19 protein-coding genes are annotated in these 20,168 nt (G+C 61.1%); all 19 read right to left on the minus strand.

Annotation, left to right across the window (positions count from 1 at the left end; all coding sequences use genetic code 11):
• Positions 1–92: 92 nt before the first annotated feature.
• Positions 93–752 (minus strand): putative Ig domain-containing protein, encoded by a 660-nt coding sequence (locus CCANI_RS07800; RefSeq protein ID WP_146324544.1) that lies wholly within the window; start codon positions 750–752, stop codon positions 93–95.
• A gap of 1,169 nt (positions 753–1,921) precedes the next feature.
• Entirely contained in the window at positions 1,922–3,271 is a 1,350-nt protein-coding gene (locus CCANI_RS07805; RefSeq protein WP_146324545.1) for an LPXTG cell wall anchor domain-containing protein, read from the minus strand.
• A 400-nt stretch (positions 3,272–3,671) separates the two neighbouring features.
• Positions 3,672–4,823, minus strand: a complete 1,152-nt coding sequence (gene secF / locus CCANI_RS07810) for a protein translocase subunit SecF (RefSeq protein WP_146324546.1) — start codon at positions 4,821–4,823, stop codon at positions 3,672–3,674.
• Positions 4,824–6,668, minus strand: a complete 1,845-nt coding sequence (gene secD / locus CCANI_RS07815) for a protein translocase subunit SecD (RefSeq protein ID WP_146324547.1) — start codon at positions 6,666–6,668, stop codon at positions 4,824–4,826. It lies immediately after the preceding gene.
• A gap of 144 nt (positions 6,669–6,812) precedes the next feature.
• The gene (yajC, locus tag CCANI_RS07820; RefSeq protein WP_146324548.1) at positions 6,813–7,106 is read right to left on the minus strand and encodes a preprotein translocase subunit YajC; all 294 of its coding nucleotides are present in this window, start codon (positions 7,104–7,106) and stop codon (positions 6,813–6,815) included.
• Between the two features lie 25 nt (positions 7,107–7,131).
• Positions 7,132–8,223, minus strand: a complete 1,092-nt coding sequence (ruvB, locus tag CCANI_RS07825) for a Holliday junction branch migration DNA helicase RuvB (protein ID WP_146324549.1) — start codon at positions 8,221–8,223, stop codon at positions 7,132–7,134.
• Positions 8,224–8,235: 12 nt separating this feature from the next.
• On the minus strand, positions 8,236–8,850 hold the full coding sequence (ruvA, locus tag CCANI_RS07830) for a Holliday junction branch migration protein RuvA (protein ID WP_146324550.1): 615 nt from the start codon (positions 8,848–8,850) through the stop codon (positions 8,236–8,238).
• Positions 8,847–9,512 carry a crossover junction endodeoxyribonuclease RuvC gene (ruvC, locus tag CCANI_RS07835; protein ID WP_246118226.1) on the minus strand — a complete coding sequence of 222 codons (666 nt, stop codon included), beginning with the start codon at positions 9,510–9,512 and terminating at the stop codon, positions 8,847–8,849. The genes ruvA and ruvC overlap by 4 nt, the downstream gene beginning before the upstream one ends.
• A 115-nt stretch (positions 9,513–9,627) precedes the next feature.
• Complete coding sequence (locus CCANI_RS07840) at positions 9,628–9,921, minus strand: pentapeptide repeat-containing protein (RefSeq protein ID WP_146324551.1); 294 nt, start codon at positions 9,919–9,921, stop codon at positions 9,628–9,630.
• 673 nt (positions 9,922–10,594) lie between these two features.
• A complete protein-coding gene (locus tag CCANI_RS07845) occupies positions 10,595–11,572 on the minus strand; it encodes a putative endonuclease domain-containing protein (protein ID WP_146324552.1) in 978 nt (325 codons plus the stop codon).
• A gap of 330 nt (positions 11,573–11,902) precedes the next feature.
• Complete coding sequence (locus CCANI_RS07850) at positions 11,903–12,655, minus strand: YebC/PmpR family DNA-binding transcriptional regulator (protein ID WP_146324553.1); 753 nt, start codon at positions 12,653–12,655, stop codon at positions 11,903–11,905.
• Between the two features lie 57 nt (positions 12,656–12,712).
• On the minus strand, positions 12,713–13,363 hold the full coding sequence (pdxT, locus tag CCANI_RS07855) for a pyridoxal 5'-phosphate synthase glutaminase subunit PdxT (protein WP_246118227.1): 651 nt from the start codon (positions 13,361–13,363) through the stop codon (positions 12,713–12,715).
• Between the two features lie 73 nt (positions 13,364–13,436).
• Entirely contained in the window at positions 13,437–14,288 is an 852-nt protein-coding gene (locus CCANI_RS07860) for an acyl-CoA thioesterase (protein ID WP_146324554.1), read from the minus strand.
• A gap of 144 nt (positions 14,289–14,432) precedes the next feature.
• A complete protein-coding gene (locus CCANI_RS07865; RefSeq protein ID WP_146324555.1) occupies positions 14,433–15,944 on the minus strand; it encodes a TIGR01777 family oxidoreductase in 1,512 nt (503 codons plus the stop codon).
• Positions 15,945–16,122: 178 nt separating this feature from the next.
• Positions 16,123–17,019 carry a pyridoxal 5'-phosphate synthase lyase subunit PdxS gene (gene pdxS, locus CCANI_RS07870; protein WP_146324556.1) on the minus strand — a complete coding sequence of 299 codons (897 nt, stop codon included), beginning with the start codon at positions 17,017–17,019 and terminating at the stop codon, positions 16,123–16,125.
• 130 nt (positions 17,020–17,149) lie between these two features.
• Positions 17,150–17,602, minus strand: a complete 453-nt coding sequence (locus CCANI_RS07875) for a hypothetical protein (RefSeq protein ID WP_146324557.1) — start codon at positions 17,600–17,602, stop codon at positions 17,150–17,152.
• The gene (locus CCANI_RS07880; RefSeq protein WP_146324558.1) at positions 17,578–18,663 is read right to left on the minus strand and encodes a glycosyltransferase family 4 protein; all 1,086 of its coding nucleotides are present in this window, start codon (positions 18,661–18,663) and stop codon (positions 17,578–17,580) included. The genes CCANI_RS07875 and CCANI_RS07880 overlap by 25 nt, the downstream gene beginning before the upstream one ends.
• Positions 18,660–19,514 carry a phosphatidylinositol mannoside acyltransferase gene (locus tag CCANI_RS07885; protein WP_146324559.1) on the minus strand — a complete coding sequence of 285 codons (855 nt, stop codon included), beginning with the start codon at positions 19,512–19,514 and terminating at the stop codon, positions 18,660–18,662. The genes CCANI_RS07880 and CCANI_RS07885 overlap by 4 nt, the downstream gene beginning before the upstream one ends.
• Complete coding sequence (gene pgsA, locus CCANI_RS07890; RefSeq protein ID WP_146324560.1) at positions 19,511–20,161, minus strand: phosphatidylinositol phosphate synthase; 651 nt, start codon at positions 20,159–20,161, stop codon at positions 19,511–19,513. The genes CCANI_RS07885 and pgsA overlap by 4 nt, the downstream gene beginning before the upstream one ends.
• Positions 20,162–20,168: the final 7 nt, after the last annotated feature.

Below are 20,168 nucleotides of genomic sequence, written 5' to 3' on the forward strand. Positions count from 1 at the left end.
AAGTGACTTGGAAAGTATAACCTTTACCTTCCCAGCACTTATCGACGCCTCACCCTCCCCCGCTCGCCCGCACCCGCACTCTACGCGCGTGCTTAAGGCTGGGTTTCGGCGCCCTTTGCCTGCTCTGCGTTGGTAGCCAGCTTTGTCCCCAGGACCCTATCAATAAGCTCCTTGACCTTTTCCACGCCGCGCTGCGGGCTCGTCAGCAATTCCTGCAACAGCGAGGAGGAGGCGTCGTCACGCAGAAGCGTCATGACGAAACTGCCGTTGCCCACCTCGCCGCGCCTGTTATACGTGGTAATCCCCACAATATACTCGCCGGCCGGACTATCCGCCGGGGTGCCAATAATCTCACTACTCAGCGGGTGAAACACCAAACCCGCAGGTAGCCCGCTCACCACCGCAACATAAGTATCCGCAGGGGCCGTAATGTGATAGCGGAACGACTGCCCCACCTGCACCTGCATATCCGGCACATCCGGCACCGCCGCCTGCTGACTGCGCTCCCCCTCCGCCGGCACCGGGGCCGGGGACACCGGGATCTGATCCACCTCAAAACTCTGCCCCGGCGGCTTCTCCACCGGCGACTCCGGCACCGCCTGCGGGTCTAGCGTCGGCGCGGCCGTGGTACTGGGAATCTCTTGGATTTGAAAAACCGGGATGTCCGGCGCTGGCGTCGCACCCGATGGAGCCGCCAAAACGACCGTCAGGCTAGCGGTGGTTACTCCCGCTAAAACTCGGAAAGATCTCATGGCGGAGGTCCTCCTAGGTGGACTTCTCTTAGTTGACGGACACGTAGATTTTTATTCGCAGGATTCCAGAAGGATACAAGATCAATATGAAGATTTAATGAACACATTGAACACTGCACCACTTCCGATACTCCCGCAGAAACCACTGTTACGCAAGTGATGAGAGTGATATCTGATATCACTTGGAAAGATAGCGCCCCAAGCTCCCCTTCTCGGGGGTATCTTAGCACGCCATCGGCAATTCATTGCAGCTAGCACCCTTCCACGAACTGTTTGCGAACCTCTCCTATTTCTTACCATACAAAAAACGCCACTGCCTGCGGGAATATTGCCCGCAAACAATGACGCCTGTTGGTACCGGTTTGCTAACGCCTAACGGCACTTACGCTGCGCCAACAATAACGAACCACCAGCCGCAACGGCGGTTTGGCAATTCTCAGGTGCGCCGCCGCCCTGGCCGGAAGCGCTCGAGCCCACGGAACCAACCGCAGTGGAGCTACCCCCGCCGGGACGCTAGGGACGATGTTTCCGCAGGAACGCAAAATGGCCGTGTTAGATCTGCCTGAGGCAGATGTGGCGGGGCCGATGGTTCGGGAAAGTTCGATCTTCGTCGTCTGGGAGTGCCCTCTCGGCAGCTTCCGCCGATAGGTTGTGTGCAGCCGTTGACCTGCGATCGTCCGGGATTTCTTCATTAGGGTGGTTAACGAAGAATAAAAAGACGATTTGCAGCGTTTTCGGGCGAGATTCGTCCGGAATTTCTTCTTTGGGGTGGTCAATGAAGAATAGAAAGACGAGCCCAAGTCAGCGGTTGCACACTACCCATCGGTGTCTTAGGCGGGGCCCACAACCTATTGCCGCTGGGGTGGCTTGGGGACCAAAAACAGCCGACGATGCTCCGTGCTCAGGCAGATTCGACACACCGACCGCAGCGCGGTGGCATTTCCGCAGGAACGCAAAACGGCCGCGTTAGATCTGCCTGAGGCAGATTTGACATGGCCTGATGGTTCGAAAAAGTTCAAACTCTACGCGAGAAATTCGGGACGCGGCCGCTGATACCCAGGCCGCCTGGGCCACCACCCACACGGCGCTAGCTCCATACAAAAAACGCCACTGCCTGCGGGAATGTTGCCCGCAGACAATGACGCTTGTTGGTACCGGTTTGCTAACGCCTAACGGCGCTTACGCTGTGCCAACAATAACGAACCACCAGCCGCAAACGCGACCAGAGACAACAAGAACGCGTTAATGCTATCCGCAGCACCGGTGTTTGCTAGCTGCTTCGGGGCAGCCGCAACGGCGGTCTGATTATTCTGAGGTGCGCCGCCACCTTTGCCATCTTGCTGCGGGACACCCTTGCCGCCGGGCTGAGTTCCGCCCTCAGGTGCGCCGCCGCCTTGGCCCTCATTCTTCGGGATACCCTTACCGCCGGGTGCGTTTTCGGCAGGCTTATCGGGTGCGGTGGGCTTATCTTGGTCATCGCCGCCGCCCTTACCGGAATCGCTAGAGCCCGCAGACAATGCGCCAAGCACGCCAGCACCGATGGCCAATGCGGCCACACTGGACAGCAAACCACCAAAGGCCGCAGAACCAGCCGCGGTGGAGCTACCCCCGCCGGAACCAAGGCCACCCGAGCCGAGGGCAGCGGAGCCAAGGCCCGCGCTGGAACCCGCGCCAGAGCCTAGACCTGCGGCACTACCGCCGCCGGAAAGGGCGCTCGAGCCTGCTGCGCTACCGGCGCTGGATAGTTGACTGGAACCGGCAGCGCTACCCAGCGCGGCGTCGTCGGACAGCGACATGGAGAAGCTGCCCAGGCTGCTGCCATCGTCACCGATGACCCCGACATCACAGATGCGGGCCGGGCCGGACAACGCCACGCCAGAAATCAACCCGCTGTAGGGGTCGTAGGAAAGACCGGCTGGCAGGCCGCTCAGAAGCGGGGCCGAGGAACCAGCTGCGATCGGGATTTGGTAGCTGAAGGGAACGCCCACAGCCACGGTCATATCCGGGATAAATGAAGTCGCCGGGCCACTCAGCGCTGCGCTGGTGCCGGCGGAGGCAGCTGCCGAGCCCAAACCTGGGTCGCTCAACAGTGCGCTCGTACCTGCGGATGCTGCTTCGGAACCTGCGGCAGACCCCACTGCCGGGGCGCTTAATGCTGCGCTCGTACCTGCGGATGCGGCTGCCGAACCTGCGGAAGAACCAAGTGCGGCCTCTGCGGAGCCAGCGGCCGCGGCACCGGAACCCGCCGCCGGAGCGCTAGGGGCAACTACAGGAGCAGAAGCTGCGGAGGATCCGGAAAGGATCGGGATCGACTCGTTGAGCCTTAACAGGCCCGAGGACAGCTGCACGCTTTGCACAGCGCCCTGGATCGCATCATGCGCGTCTGGAGTATCCGGTGTGGTAACTCCAGGATTTCCCGGCTGGTCGCATACGTCATCGCACGCGTACGCGGGTGCCGGAATCACGGTGGCCGCAAGGCCGGTAGCAACAGCACCAACAAGTAAGCGAGAACGTTTCATAACTTCTGTACTCCTTGGGTGAAACAAAACTGAAAAACGGTAGTGAAAACTCTCAATAAGCTCTCAATAAGCCTGAGCAGTACGACACCAGTAAAGGCAACTGGAATTGGACAAGGACTAGAGCCGCACTAATTGCGATACTTCACTAAAGTTCATTCGCACACAAGGGATTTCTACGCAAATTGTGACAAATTGGACAGATATAGATTTATTCACCCCCAAAAACGGGGGTAGTCCGCGCCACCCATCTTGGGGGCAAAAATGAAAATATTTTAAGAAACCGCAGGTAGTTGCCCACCCTAGCAACACTGCGCCCCACCGAAACGCGACGCCCTAAATATAAGCAAAACGTCGCCTTTGCGTAATACAAATGCGACGTTTTAGTTATCGAATTGAATTCCTATTCGGAACCTGGGCGCCAACTCTTCCCAGATGCATTTTGCGTGCTACGACGCGGCGCAGGTGCTGCTGGTACGGAGACAATTCGCTTACCATCTGCATTGCGCGCAAATTCTCCCTTGTCAGAAGCATCTTCACTATCATCTTCGGATGCATTTTCGCCCGCCCGCGCGGCCGCAACTCGCTCATTGTGCTCGCGCACTTTGCGCTGCCGATTCTTCAGGCTCACTAGGAACGGCGTGGCCAAAAAGACCGAGGAGAACGTGCCCTCGATAATGCCGATCAGCTGCACCAAGGCGAGGTCCTTCAGCGTGCCCACGCCCATCAGCCACACCGCCACCACCATCAGCGCGGCGATCGGCAACGCCGAAATCACCGTCGTGGAAATCGAACGCATCACCGTCTGGTTGATCGCCAGGTTCGAAAGCTCCCCATACGTCCGCCGCGTGGTGGACTCAAAGCCGGCGGTATTCTCCTTGACCTTGTCAAACACCACCACCGTGTCATACAGCGAGAAGGACAGCACAGTAAGCAACCCAATGACGGTAGCGGGGGTCACCTCGAAGCCGATCAATGCGTAGATGCCCGCAATAACCACGGCGTCGACACCCAACGCCGCAATCGCGGAGATCGCCATATCGCGCTCAAAGCGAAACGCGATATAGCCGAAGATCAGCACAAGGAACGCGCCCAGCGAAATCAGCATGCGATTGGTAATCGTGGAGCCCCAAGACTCCGAAACCGTGGAATCGCCGATGGCGTCGGGCGAAGGCGTCCCAGTGCCGTCCTCGGGCTTAAACGCGTCGAACAGCGCCTCCCGCGCCTGCGCAATCTGCTCGTCGCTCAAACGTTCGGAGTTGATTTCCAGCACGCGGGAATCCCCGGCGCCGACGATCTGCACCATCACAGGTTCAACGTCGGTGGCCTCCGTAAACACCTGCTCCACCCGCGTGGGGTCCAAATCCCCCGCCGGCATGTTTATCTTCGTGCCGCCCTGGAAATCAATGCCGAGCGTAAAGCCGCGGATAATCACCATCAGGATACACACCGCAAGCACCACGCCGGTGATGGTGTACCAGAGGCGGCGGCGACCCACGAAGTTCACTCCGCCTTCGCCCGTGTACAGGCGCTTCATTATTCCGGTGGAGCTCATTTACTTCTCCTCTTCCTTATCATCGGCTTCATCGGCGCGCGCGCCACCAGCGGCAACCACTTCCGCGCGGTTCCGCTCCGCCACCTTCATCACGCTGGACAGGCCATTGACGGCCGGCTTAGCAAACCACGGGATCCGCGACGCCAGCACCACCAGCGGCGCGGTAACAAAGAATGTGACCAAGAGGTCGAACACCGTGGTCAACCCGAGGGTAAACGCAAAGCCCTTGACGTCGCCCACGGCCAAAATATAGAGCACCACGGCGGCGATCAGGGACACGAAGTTACCGGAGATAATTGTCTGCTTGGCGCGCTCCCACGCCCGCGGCACCGCCGACCTAAACGTGCGGCCTTCACGCACCTCGTCCTTGATGCGCTCGTAGAACACCACGAAGGAGTCCGCGGTGGTGCCGATACCAATGATCAAACCGGCCACGCCCGCCAGGTCCAGCGAGTAGCCGATCCAACGGCCGAGCAGCACCAGCGAACCGTACACCAGTGCGCCTGAGGCAAAGAGCGAGAACACCGCCGCGAAGCCAAACACGCGGTAGTAGGCGAAGGCGAACAGCGCCACCAAAATCAAGCCCACCAGGCCCGCGATAAGGCCCGCCTTCAACGAGGCAATGCCTAACGACGCCGGGACCGTCGTCGCCGTGCCGCCGCGTTCACCGTTTTCGCCGGCAAAGCTGAGCGGCAGGGCACCATAGCGCAGGTTATTGGCCAGCTCGGTGGCCTCCTGCTGCGAGAACTTACCGGTAATGGAGGTGCCGGAGCCGGGCGGCGTCGGCGATTGAATCTGCGGAGCCGAAATCACTTGCGAATCCAAGGTGATGGCGACCTGGCGCTGCAGGTACTCCTGGGTCAGCTCGTACCAGGTGGCCGCGCCCTGCTCCTCGCCCTCGGACTTAAAGGCGAAATTGATCTCCATCTGGCCGGTCTCGGGGTTCAACCCGCCGGTAATCGGGCGGTTCGTATCAATCTCATTACCCGTCAGGCGCTTGCCGTGCACCTCATCGGTCTGCCCCACCAGCAGCGGCGCCGGGCCGAGGATGTACTTTTCCTCTGTCGCGGCGTCGCAAGCAACCAACGGTTTGCTGGGCTCGTCGCTGCCCGCGATGGGATCCAACTCTTGGCCGCATTGCAAAAGGTTGGCCGCGGCGATCTGCATCGTCGGATCCTCCGATTGCCGGTCCGCGCGCAGCATCTCCGTGATCTTCTGGCGGCGTTCCGCGGCGTCGATAGAGTTCTTTGCCTCCCCCGGTGCCTTCGCGGAAACCTTCGGCGCCTCCACCTTATTCGCCTCGTCCGGCACGGGGTTGCCCTGCGCGTCCACGGCGGTGCTCATGGTTTTGGCCAGGTCCTCCAGCGAAGTATTGGCCTGCTCCGGCGTGATCACGCCGAGCTCCACCCACCGATTGGCCATCTCCTCGGTCACCTTCATCAGCGCCGCGGTATCCGGCATGCCGGGCTGCTCCACCGGGCGGAACAGCAGCTGCGAGGTTTGCCCCAAGGCGCGGGCCTGGGAGGTATCCTCCCCCGGCACGGTAATCACGAGAGTATTGCCGTCGGCGATCACGCTGGCCCCGGTCACGCCCATGCCGTTGACACGGTTTTCCAGAATCGTGCGGGCCTGCGCCAATTGTTCCTGGGTGGGTTCTTCACCCTGCGGCACCAAGGTAACCCGGGTACCGCCTTGCAGGTCAATGCCAAGGTTGGGTTTGGCGGTGCGATCACCGGTAAAAAAGATCAGCGCGTAGATGATCACCAGGATGGCCACAAACGATGTCAATGCAAGTTTGGGCCAGTTGGCGAGTCCGACGCGTGAGCGCGCGGATGACGATGCCACTGGGTTTTTCTCCTCGAGGATTGATGTACGAAACGATCAGACACGCACCCCGCGGAAACAACCCAGCGCGGAAAGTGCCCAACCTAAAAAAGACCTATTCAAATCTAGTCCAAACGATATGGTACGTCATTAGCGCAGACACTCTTATTCCTCAGCCGCTTGCTCACCCCGCTCCACCTGCGGCTCCACGCGCCGCACCACGGCCTCGATGTCCCACGTAGTGACGGTCCCTGGGGCGATCTCTAGGTCCACCTCGTGTTCCCGCACGGCAACCACGCGGCCGTGCAGGCCGGAGGCAACCACCACCTGCTCATCGATCTGCAGACTCGCCTGCAACGCCCGCCGCTGCGTGATCACCCGTTGCTGCCGCCGCAATTGCAGCAGCGAAGGCACGAGGAAGATAATAAGGACAACACCTAATAACAGTATTTCTGGCATTGCCTTAGTGTGCCAGATTCTTGGGCTATAACAAGGTGGGTTGATAATCCCCCGGCGTACCCTGCGGCGGTTCCAGCCCAAGGTGCCGCCACGCAGCCGCCGTAGCCACGCGCCCGCGCCCAGTTCGCGCCATCATTCCCGCGCGTACGAGATAAGGCTCACACACTTCCTCGACTGTCGACGCCTCCTCCCCCACCGCCACCGCAAGCGTACTCACCCCGACCGGGCCGCCGCCGTGATTCTTTACCAGCGCGCTTAACACCGCACGGTCCAGCCGATCCAAGCCCATCTCATCCACATCGAACACAATCAGCGCGGCCTTCGCCGCCCCAAGATCGATATGGCCATCCGAATACACTTCCGCAAAATCGCGCACCCGTCGGAGCAGCCGGTTGGCGATGCGCGGCGTCCCCCGCGAGCGCGAGGCAATCTCCGTGGCCGCATCCTCCTGAATGCCCACGCCCAGAATGCGGGCGGCGCGCGTGACCACCCGCGTCAAGTCCGGGACGTCGTAAAACTCCATTTGCGCGGTAAACCCGAAGCGGTCGCGCAACGGCCCAGTGAGCATGCCCGAGCGGGTCGTCGCCCCCACCAGCGTAAACGGGGCGATTTCCAAGGGTATCGACGTCGCGCCGGGCCCCTTGCCCACGATCACGTCAATGCGGAAATCCTCCATCGCCATATACAACATTTCCTCGGCGGGGCGGGCGATGCGGTGAATCTCGTCGATAAACAGCACATCGCCCTCCATAAGATTCGAAAGCATGGCCGCGAGATCGCCCGCCCGTTCCAATGCCGGGCCGGAGGTCATACGGAGGCTGGAACCGAGCTCCTGTGCGATAATCATCGCCATCGTCGTCTTGCCCAAACCCGGCGGGCCCGACAACAACACATGGTCCGGCGTCGCGCCGCGGTTCTTCGCGCCCGTAAGCACCAAGCTCAGCTGATTGCGCACCTTCGGCTGCCCAATAAACTCATCCAAACTCTTCGGACGCAGGCCGGCCTCCGCGTCACGATCAGTCTCCTGGCGGTTGGGCTCCACGGAAGAATCCGGGCCGCGACGCCACTCCGGCAAACCATCGGGCAGCTGAAACTCAGTTTTCTCTACATCACCCATACCGCCTCCTCGCTACTTCTTTCCCAAGTATGCAAGGGCCGCCCGCAAGGTGGCAGAAGTATCCAACTCCGGCGTGGCGGAAAGCACAGCAGTCACCGCCGCGGTAGCGGAACGCTCCGGGAAACCCAAACCAACCAGCGCCTCCGTCACCTGATCGACGGCCACGCCGGGGTGCGGCAGGGCGGTGCCCGAAGGGGCGTCGGCAAACGATTGCCCGCTGGTGGTAAACGCGATGACCTTATCCTTCAAATCAACAATCATGCGTTCAGCCATTCGCTTACCCACACCGGGAATACGCTGCAACAACTTCGCATCACCACCCGCAATCGCGTTACTCAACTCGGCGGGATTCATCACAGACTGCGCAGCAAGAGCCAAGCGTGGACCCAAGCCGGAAACGGTTTGCAGCAGACTAAACATCTCGCGGCTGGCATCATCGGTGAAACCGTACAAATTCATGGCGTCTTCCCGCACCACCATGGTGGTGAGCACAAGGCTCTCCTCACCGCGGCGCAAGGTAGCCAAGGTTTGCGGTGTGGCGGTAACTACGTACCCCACGCCAGCGCATTCGATTACGGCACTATTCAGCCCAATGCTCAACACAGTGCCGCGCAACGAAGCGATCATCTACTACTCCTACTTCCAGGGAACACATCCGGCGCCACCGCGCCCCTACCACGGTGATGGCTCGCCGACCGCGACCGCGCCTGCAACTGCTGCGCCTTCGCCTGGCCCAGCTTACCCTGCTGCTGCCGCCGCACCGCCTCCACCTGCTTCAACGTCGCCTCCTGGCGCAACAACAACGGCGCGCGCCAACAATGACACACAGCCAACGCCAACGCGTCCGCGGCGTCGGCAGGCTTCGGAGGTTCACCAAGGCCAAGGATACGAGTAATCATCGCCGTCATCTGCTTCTTATCGGCGCGACCATTGCCTGAAATGGCCTTTTTCACCTCACTGGGGGTATACATATGCACCGGAATACCCCGCTCCGCCGCCGCCAACGCAAGCACCCCCACAGCATGCGCGGTATGCATCACGGTAGACACATTGCCGCGCTCGAATATACGCTCGATGGCTACGACGTCTGGATCATAGTCCCGCATCCACTCCTTAACCGCCTTGCTCAAACGCAACAATCGCTCCGTAAGCTCCGCGCCACTCGGAGTGCGCACCACCCCCACAGCCACCGGCAGTACCGCACGACCCCGACCCGCCTGCACCACCGACAAACCACAACGCGTCAGGCCAGGATCAATACCCATGACCCGCAAGCCTTCCAGATTCATACGATTGCTCCATCCTCATCGCAGGGTTTGCTATTGGTGGTACACGCCCCGCCGAAAGCTCCCAACGACGGTGGCCGCGGGGCGGGCGCAGCATGGGAATACATCGGCCTAAATTCTAGCCGGACCACTCGCGGCAAGCGGAACTGCCGTGCCGCAATGTGGTGTGCCGCAACGTGGTGTGCCGCAATGTGGTGTGCTGCAACGTGGTGTGCCACAACGTGGTGTGCCACAACGTGGTGTGCCACAACGTGGTGTGCCACAACGTGGTGTGCCACAACGTGGTGTGCTGCAACGTGGTGTGCCGCAACGTGGTGTGCCGCAATGTGGTGTGCCGCCGAATATTGCGAAGCGTTTGGTTAAGGATTGCATTATCGCTGGGCTCGACCGCGTCACCGCTGAGGAAGAGCACGTCGGATTCGGTCCCGGATGGGCCCGCCGCATACTCTCCTGCGGAATCTGCCTGCCTTCCACCCGCGACAGATCTGCCTGAGGCAGATATAACACGGCCGTTTCGCGTTCCTGCGGAAACACCACCGCATGACGACCGGCGTGTCGAATCTGCCTGAGTATGGAAAATGGTCGGCCATGAGCGCGGAAAATTCCGGCCTTCAACGCGCCACATCACCTGGCGTGGCGGTGAGAATCTGCCTGCGGTGCCTGCCGTGTTAGATGTGCCTGAGGCAGATTCGTCGCGGCTGTGTTTCCCCAGGAAAACTCGGCCCAAAAATCAGGCAGATCCGGCACAGCCAGGCAAATGTGACGTAGCCGGACAGCAGCCAGGCAGATTTGACGCGGCCGGGGAATGCGGGCGCTTCTGCTACGGGCAGTTGCGGGGTGCTGCGGGCAGACGGAAGTGGCGGGGCAGGCGCAGCGCAACAATGGGCCGGGGTGCGCCGGGTTTCGGACTTCACCGAAAAGTATGGGCGCGCAGCAACAAGGCAGGTCGGCGACTAGGCCCAGGTGTTGGGGTGCAGCGAACGATCGCTGCGAGGATTCGACGTGAGGATTCAGCCGCCAGGATTCAGCCGTTTGGATTCGCCGTGAGGATTCGGCCCGTCGGATTCGGCCGTTAGGGTTCGGCGTCAGGATTCGGTGTTTGGTGTTTGTGTGTTGGTTTCGGCGCGGTGGATGGCGCGGCGTAGGGTGGTGATCAGTTCGTGGGGTTTTTGCAGCAGCCCGTGGGTGATACGCAGTGGTTCCCAGCCGAGTTCGCGTAGCCGGATCAACACTTTCGCATCGTAGTCACGTTGGCTGCGTTGAAGGTGGTGGGCACCGTCATAGAACAAACCAACGCGAATATCGGGCCAGCCGGAATCAAGCACGGTCAGCAGGGGTGTGCCATCGTCTGCCAGCGCACCGGAGTCATAGATCGGGATTTGCACCTCCAGGTGTTGGCGAAGCTGCTCGGCAATCAACCGCAACACAGTCTCTGGGGGCGACTGCGCACCCGTGCGGGACAGGTTCAGCAGTTTTTTCAACTGGCGGGCGCTGAAAATATTCCGCGCGATGTCACGCACCAGCTGAAAGTTCAAGGTGGTGCATGCGCGCAGCGCGTCAATCAACTGGATGGCGCGGACCTCCCAGTTAGCAAGGTTGGGTACTTGGTAGACCCACCAGGAATGGCGGTCACGCTGCAGATCAATCAAGCAATCCACCAACGCGTATTCGGGGGCAACGACCTGCATGCCGGGTAGTTCCTGATCCGGTGTCCACACCCTGGTGCCCGGCCGCAGCCTGCGGCGGGTGGCGTCCAACACGCTGTGGCTGCGTTGGAAATTACTGGCCACATGCACGGTGATGTGGGCATCATCCACCCAATACTTCAAACCGGCGTAGGCTGCGGCGGCCCAGCCGCCGATAATGACATTCGGGGTTTGGGTGAAATGCGCCCGTGCCCGCAGCATGATCGGGGCGGCAAACCCCAGGCGCTGCGGGTGATACCGCGAACCCCACTCCACCTCCCGGCTCGCACGACAGTACCCACGCGGCATGGCAAGCCGGCGGGTGATGTTGATGAAAGAGGTGTCGAGCAGTTTGGTGCGACGCTGAAACAAACCCATAGCACCAGTGATAACCCTAAAACAGCACAAAACCTAGGGGTTTCCCAAACACACCCCACCAACCTGTGGATAACTTGAAACAATCCACAGGCACACAGGGTTCCAGCAGCAACAAGGTGGCGGCCAGCACGCCAAAAGGGTATAATCCCACCGCAACCGCAGAAAAAAGCGGAGAAACACGTTGTAAGCAGGTGGATCATTCGCGCAGCACGGCGATTGGGTGCGAAAGCTTCATGTAAGGTGCGTGGCCAATCCCTCGGGGATCCGTGGGCGAATACCAAAACACCCAGTGACCGGTTCGGGGCACTGGGTGACGGGGATTAGGAGGAGTTAGCCTTCGATTTCGGCGAGGACCTCATCGCTCAACGACATATTCGTATAAACGTTCTGGACGTCGTCGGAATCTTCGAGGGCGTCGAGAAGGCGGAAAATCTTCTTGGCGCCGTCCGCTTCCAGGGGGACTTCCACCGATGCACGGAAATCCGAGTCGGCCTCGTCGACCTCAATGCCGGCGTCGATAAGCGCCTCTTTTACTGCGACCATGTCACCGGCAGCGCACACCACTTCGAACTGATCGCCGAGGTCGTTGACTTCCTCAGCCCCAGCGTCGAGGACCGCGAGCAGGACGTCGTCCTCCGCTAAATCACCTTTAGCCACGAGCACGACGCCCTTCCGAGTAAAGAGGTAGGACACGGCGCCGGATTCGGCCATATTTCCGCCATTCTTGGTCATGGCAGTGCGAACCTCGGTGGCGGCACGGTTCCGGTTATCGGTCAGGCATTCGATGAGGACTGCGACGCCGTTCGGGCCGTAGCCTTCGTACATAATGGTTTCCCAATCGGCGCCTCCGGCTTCCTCACCGGAACCGCGCTTGCGGGCGCGCTCAATATTATCGTTGGGGACGGAGGCCTTCTTGGCCTTCTTAATCATGTCATCCAACGTCGGATTTGCGGCTGGGTCTCCCCCGCCCATGCGCGCCGCCACCTCAATATTTTTGATAAGCCGGGCAAACTCTTTGCCACGCTTAGCGTCGTTCGCCGCTTTCTTGTGCTTGGTGGTTGCCCATTTAGAGTGGCCGGCCATCTCGTACCTTTCGTCGATAATCTCAGTGAAATAAAGTCGCGTATTCCAGTGGGTCGATTATACGCGCTGAGCTGTCACTTCCTGTTCCGGCAAGTGATGAACATATCCCGCCTCCGCCACCATCTGCAGAAACAGCTGGTGAACCGATGTATTTTCCGTGACCTCCGGATGAAACGACGTCGCCATGCAGCGGCCCTGGCGGACCGCGACAATAGCGCCCGCCGCCGGACCGCTGGGCACGCGGGCCAAAACCTCGACCTGATCGCCCACACGTTCAACCCACGGCGCGCGGATAAACACTGCCGTTACTGGGGCGGGGATGCCCGCGACGTCGAGATCCGCCTCGAAGGAATCCACTTGGCGGCCAAACGCGTTGCGGCGCACGGTCATATCAATCGCGTCCAAGCTATGCGCGTCGGGGCGGGTATCCAGGATCTCGGAAGCCAGCAAAATCATGCCGGCACAGGTGCCATAGGCAGGCAGGCCGGATGCGAGGGCGTCGCAAAGCGGGTGCAGCATGCCGCCGAGCTCCAATAATTTCGACATCGTTGTGGATTCGCCGCCGGGCAGAATAATGCCGCTCAAACCTTCGAGGTGCTCAATGCGGCGCACCTGGCGATGCGGAACCCCCAATCGGTCAAGCGTGCGCTCATGTTCCTGCACGCCGCCCTGCACAGCCAAAATACCGATCACGCTGATATAACCCACTGTTCTATTGCTTAATGATGTTCTATTACCACGGCGCGGCGGCGTGGCGGATTCGCCGAATTGTGCGGAAACCCTAAATCCCGGTCATGGGGATCGCCTTCGTGCCAGGCTTTAGAGTACGCGCTAGACCCTCCTGCGTAACAACCGCCACCAGGTTTCCCGTGCGATCAAAGATTCGACCGTGGGTTAAGGCGCGACCGTTCGCTGCGGACGGCGAGACTTGGTCATAGAGCAACCACTCGTCGGCGCGGAACGGGCGGAGGAACCACATCGCGTGATCCAGCGACGCCTCCTGCACCTGCGCGTCTGGGTGCGGCACCAACGCGGATTGCAGCAACGTCATATCGGACATATATGCGAGCGTGCAGACATGGAACGTATCATCGTCCGGCAGCTTCGCCTTGGAGCGAAACCACACCACCTGCTGGCTCGGGGTATAAGGATTGTGCTGGAACTGATCGCTGGGAACCACGCGAATATCCCACTCGGACCACTCCGCGAGCAGCTTCCGCGTGGTGTAACGCATCTCCTCCATATCCATCACGATCGAATCTGGGTCCGGCACCTCGCGCATCACGTCGGAGTGGGTTACGCCCTCGTCACCGCGACGATGGAAGCTCGCCTGCATGATGAAAATCGGGCGGCCATCCTGCACGGCTTTCACCTGGCGGGCGCAAAAACTGCGGCCATCGCGGATGCGATCAACGAGGAATACCGTCGGTTTTTCAGACCTGCCCGGCGCAACAAAATAACCGTGGAGCGAATGAACATCGTATGCCTCGTCCACGGTCCGCGTCGCGGCTACGAGCGTTTGTGCGGCAACCTGCCCACCAAACGTACGTTGCAACGCCGTTTCTACGGTAGCGCCGCGGAAAATATCCAGGTCAATCTGTTCGAGGCTCAGAATTGTCTCAATCTGCGACATATTTAGGTTCCAGGTTCCTCAATATCGGGGGTGAGCAGAGTGCGTATCAGGGTACTCGCTTACACAGCCATCAATATCAAGGCACCCCCGTTCGCTGGTTGAAACGTTCGGTCAGTTCGATGGTTGGTTCGCCTGTGCGTTCGGTCAGTTCGCCGCGGAACGACCCAGCGAATGCCGCAGGGCGGACTCCAAATGAGGGAATCTAAATTCAAATCCTTGTTCGGTTAACGCTTCCGGAATGAGCCGGGCGGAACTCAGCGCCAACTCCCGCGCGCCCTGCTTACCCAACACCAGCGACGGCACGAACCCCGGCGTTGGCACACGCGTTGGTCGTCCCACTACCTCGCCGAGGGTTTTGGCAAACTCGCGCTGCTGTACCGGGTGCGGAGCCGCCGCATTGATAGGGCCGCTGACCTGGGGGTTTAGCGCCGCGAAAGCGTACACGCGAATCATGTCTTCCAGGCTAATCCAGGGCATCCAACTTTTCCCGCCGCCGAGCGCACCGCCCAACCCCGCGAGGTATAGGGGCAATTGCGCGGCCAGCAACCCGCCGCGTGCGGAAAGCACCAGCCCGGTGCGCACAAGCGCGACGCGGATATCGAACTGTTGAGCGCGAAGCGCGGTGGCTTCCCATTCCTGACAAACCGTGGCCAGAAAATCATCGCCACCCGCGCCGGATTCGCTCACTTCTTCGGCATTGTGGCCATAAAAACCACTCGCCGAGGCTGAAATCAACGCCTGCGGGCCGCCGTCCTTGCGCACCGCTTTCATGGCTTCCACCAGCGTCCACGTGGCGTCGCGCCGCGACTGGTAAATCGCACGCTTGTGCTGCTGAGTAAACGGCCCGAGTATCGACGCCCCGGCAAGGTTTACCACCGCATCGACACCAATGAGTTTCTCGGGATCTAGCTCATGTTTCTCCGGATTCCAGGACACAAATTCCACACCCGGAACCGCAGCTTCGGGTGGGTTTCGTGTAAGCGCAACCACTCGGTGCCCGAGCGCCCGCAGGAACGCTGACAATGCGGTGCCTACCAGACCGGTCGCTCCACTAATCGCAATGGTTTTCGGCGATTCAGCCGCCGCAGCGTCTGCGCCCGTCACGGCGCGCAACCACGCCTGGAACTCTAAATCGGCCCGGGTCTGAGCACTGCGGTACGCGAAAACCCTATCGAGTTCGCCGAAAATCCTTGAAGTCAAGGTCACGCCCGCACGCGTGTACTGCCGTGGGCCGGGGTCGGGCAGATCGAACTCGACATGGTCGGACACGCGGCACCGCGCCCCAGACGCACCCTCGCCTAGTTTTGCGCCGTCGCCTAGCTCTGCGAACACGTGTTCGTGCCGCCAATCCGCGAGCGGGCCTTGGGCCATTTGGTCGACAAATCTTCGCCCTTGTTCATATTCAATATGCTCGGCGACCCACCGCACCCCAGGCCGCACCGACCCCGGCAATGTGCGCCCCGAAAGCATCGAAAGCCACGCCGGCCGCAACAAGAGTTCGCTGCGAGATCCGACCCGCAATCCCTGCGTGGGTTCTTGCACCACCGACGCAAACCATTCGGGGGTAAGGCGGACAATCGTTCCGGGGGATTCGTAGTAGGCCGAAACGGATTCCCGCGCCCACGGAAACTCATCAACGTAATCGTAAGTCAACATCTTTTGGCTCCTCACCTGGCCCGTCCTTGTCACCACGATCCGCGCCGTGATGTTCCTGCGGCCACCGATACGCCCAAGGGTAACCAACTCTAGAACGGACGTGCACAATTCATCGGCGGCGCAACCCCAACCCCCACCCGAATCCCCCGAACCCGCCCCCGAGACCCCCGATACCCTATCACCAGCCGCGGTCGGCCAAGCGGTGCGGCACTGGGATTTCGTCGACGTTGATGCCGACCATGGCCTCGCCCAACCCGCGGGAGACCTTGGCGATCGTCGCCGGGTCGTCGAAGTTTTGGGTCGCTTGCACGATGGCTTTAGCGCGCTGTTCGGGGTTTCCGGATTTGAAAATGCCGGAGCCCACGAACACACCTTCGGCGCCGAGCTGCATCATCATCGCGGCGTCGGCAGGCGTGGCGATGCCGCCCGCGGTAAAGAGCACCACGGGGAGCTTGCCGGTCGTCGCTACCTCGAGCACCAGTTCGTACGGCGCTTGCATTTCCTTGGCGGCAACGTAGATTTCATCCGTGGCCATGGACTTCAAGCGGTTAATCTCCGCGCGAATGGAACGCATGTGCGTCACGGCGTTGGAGACATCGCCGGTTCCGGCCTCGCCCTTGGAGCGGATCATGGCGGCGCCTTCATTGATGCGGCGCAGCGCCTCGCCCAGGTTGGTGGCGCCGCACACGAAGGGCACATTGAAGGCGAATTTATCAATGTGGTTCTTGTAGTCGGCGGGGGTCAGCACCTCGGATTCGTCAATAAAGTCGACGCCGAGGGATTGCAGGACCTGAGCTTCCACGAAGTGACCGATGCGCGCCTTGGCCATCACGGGGATGGACACGGCTTCGATAATGCCTTCGATCATATCGGGGTCGGACATGCGGGAAACGCCACCCTGCGCACGGATGTCGGCGGGAACGCGTTCCAACGCCATGACCGCGGTGGCGCCTGCGTCTTCGGCGATTTTCGCCTGCTCGGGGGTGACAACGTCCATGATGACGCCGCCCTTGAGCATTTCGGCAAGGCCGCGCTTGACGCGTGCGGTGCCGAGAGTGGGGGTGTCGTTGCTCACTGTAACTCTGGTCTCCTAGGTAGAAATCTGTCTTCGTCTATACGACTTCCAACCATGATAAACCGGGTTGCCCCCGTCCGCTCACACGCCCCTTTTTATTCGCTTGAGAATTCTGCCGCTGCCCCGCCCACTACAGCGCGGCGAATTCGAAAAATTCCGGCAGCCGGGCCGTCCCACCCAAATAGAAGAGCCGAACAAATGGCCGAACCCGAAGCGCGCGGGTATCCGCGACGGCGTCGTTATAGAACCTGTGGGCGAGTTGCACGCGGGCTTCCGCATCGACCACCGCCGCGGGCAGTTCGCCTTCCCAGCCCGCGATAAGTGCGGACACTTTCTGCTCGCAGGCGGCACGTTGTTCGAAGCGTTCCGGCACCAGTGGCACCGCTTCCGCAGCCCCGCTTATCGACGCCGCGCCGGGCAACAGCGCCCCCACCACCGCCGCTCGCCGATCCAATGCCGCCTGCAACGACTGGCGTGCACTATCCGTTCGAATATGTAATCTATTGAGCCGCTGGGCGGTATGGTAGGCCCACGCCACGCATAACGTCACTAGTGCGACTAGGACGAGCCAAAGCGCGAACATAGGCGCACCTTTCCTCCGGCGACGGTTTCGTATACCCGCAGCACGTCTTTGGCCACGGAGTCCCAATCGTAACGCCGGGCGCGTTCGATCCCGCGTTCGGCCAGCTCCTGGCGCTCCGCAGGGTCGGCGAGCAGACGATCGAGCTCACGGGCCAATGCGGCGGAGTCCCCGCGATGGAAAAACCGTGCCGCGCCTTCCGCCACGGCGTGGAAGGCCTCCAGATCGCTGGCCACCACCGCGCAACCGGCCGCCATGGCTTCCACCAACACGATGCCAAAGCTTTCCCCGCCGAGGTTGGGGGCCACATAGATATCGGCCCGCCCCAGGATGGTGGCCTTGTCTTCGTCGGATACTTTGCCCACGTAATTCACCCGTGGGTGCGGGCGCGGCGTGCCGCCCCCGATCACAGTGCAGGTGAACTCGTGTTCTAGGTCATCGAGGGCGCGGAGAAGCACGTCGAGGCCCTTGCGGGGCTCGTCGAGGCGACCCAAAAACACGATCTCCGGGGTGCCGCCTGGGGCGCGCCGGGCCGCCGCGAAACGGGCCGTGTCCACCCCGTTTGGGATCAGCACCGAATCGCCACCGAGCTGTTCCACCTGCCACCGACGGGCCATCTCGGAAACCGCAATGCCGCCGCGAATCTTTTCCAGCCACGGGCGCAGCACCACGCTCATCAATTTGAGCGCGCGGGAACGCTGGCTGGAGGCATGGTAGGTGGCCACGATCGGACCCTCCGCGACCCGCAATGCGGCCATGGAATAACTTGGCGAATTCGGCTCGTGCACGTGCAATACATCAAAGTCCCCCTCCGCGATAAACCGCTTGACCGTTCGAAACATATGCGGGCCCACCGCAACGCGCGCCACCGAACCGTTGTACGGGATGGGGACGGAATTACCGCCCCGCACAACAAAATCCGGGACCTGGGTGGTAAGGCGGCACGGACCCAACACGGAAACCTGATGGCCCGCCGCGATGCAATGCTCGGCAAGATCGAGGACGTGGGCTTGCACCCCGCCGGGTTCATCGAAGGCATAAGGGCACACCATACCTATCTTCATGGTGCCCTCCATACCGGCTGCAGCACGTGCCAGTCCTGCGGATACGCCCCGATCCCCTTTTCAAATTCGTGTGCGATTCGCTGGACGGTTGGCGCGAGTTCATCCACCGGGATTTCCGGGGAGACACGCATGCCCCAGCCAGCTTCCGTGAAATGGACATGTGCGGCGTGCAGGCAGGCGCCGGTCTGCAAGGCCAAGGCCGCCGCGCCCGCTGGCATGGTGGTGGGGGCGCCGAAGAATTCCACCGGCACGCCTTTGCCCTTCAGGTCGCGATCCCCCATAAGCGCCACGATGCCGCCCTGCTCCAGCACCCCGCGCAGCTGGTCGAATGGGCGCTCGGTGCCGCCCCGATCCGGGATCACACGGAACCCCAGGGACTCGCGGAATTGCACAAATTCTCGAAACAACTCCTCGGGCTTGAGGCGTTCCACCACCGTGGCGAAACCGCCGTGATCGTGCGCCAACCACGCGCCCGCCATTTCCCAATTTCCGGAATGCGGGAGCGTAAGGATCACCCCGCGGCCGCTGGCCACCGAACGTTCCAAATGCTCTCGGCCCCGCACCGAATCGCGCAATTGTGCGAATAGATCATCGGACACGAGGGCGGACAGCCGGAAGGTCTCCAACCAATACCTGGCATAGGATCGCATCGCGTCCCGAACCAGTCGATTGGTCACCCGTTCCGGCCCCACCACGTGGCCGAGATTGGCCCGCAATTGCGGCATGCCGCGCCCCCATCGCGAGGCGAAATCCGCACCGAATTTGAACACGCTTGCTACCAACGGTTCGGGCAGGAAACGCACCAACCGCCACCCCAGGCGATACCCCAGCAGGGTCAAACGGGCCCTCATGGCATCGCCTCTTTCGAACCCGCTGGCGGCTCGGCAGGCGCCGAGGCGTGCGGGGACTTGGACGCCTGAATCAAGCGCTGCACCACCGTGAACACGGAACCAAACGCCAGCAGCCAAATGGCAATATCAATGGCCAGCGGGACGCCAAGGCCCGTCAATCCGATGCCGCCCAACCCCAGCAATAACCGTTCGGGGCGTTCGATCAGCCCGCCAACCATGGTAAAACCGCTGGCCTCGCCCCTGGCCTTCACATATGAAATGACCTGGGACGCGACGAGGACAACGAAGGAAGCGACGACGGTGGCGGTCGGGGCGTCGTAACGAAAAATCAGCCACCACGTGATGGCGGAAAACAGGGCGCCATCGGTGATGCGGTCACACGTGGCGTCGAGAGTCGCGCCGAACTTGGTGCCGCCGCCGCTCATACGTGCCATCGTGCCGTCGATCATATCCATGGCGGCAAACAATCCGGACAATACAGCGGCCCACACAAGGTGCCCGCTAGGAATCAAACACACGGCCAAAGCGATCGTAATCACGGCGGACACCACGGTAACCACATTGGGTGCCACTCCCAACGCAAGCAGCGCCTTAGCCACAGGCTCCACCACAACGGCCGCCGGACGACGGCCGTGCACACTCAGCATTGCGCTA

This window comes from Corynebacterium canis (assembly GCF_030408595.1).
GTDB lineage: Bacteria > Actinomycetota > Actinomycetes > Mycobacteriales > Mycobacteriaceae > Corynebacterium > Corynebacterium canis.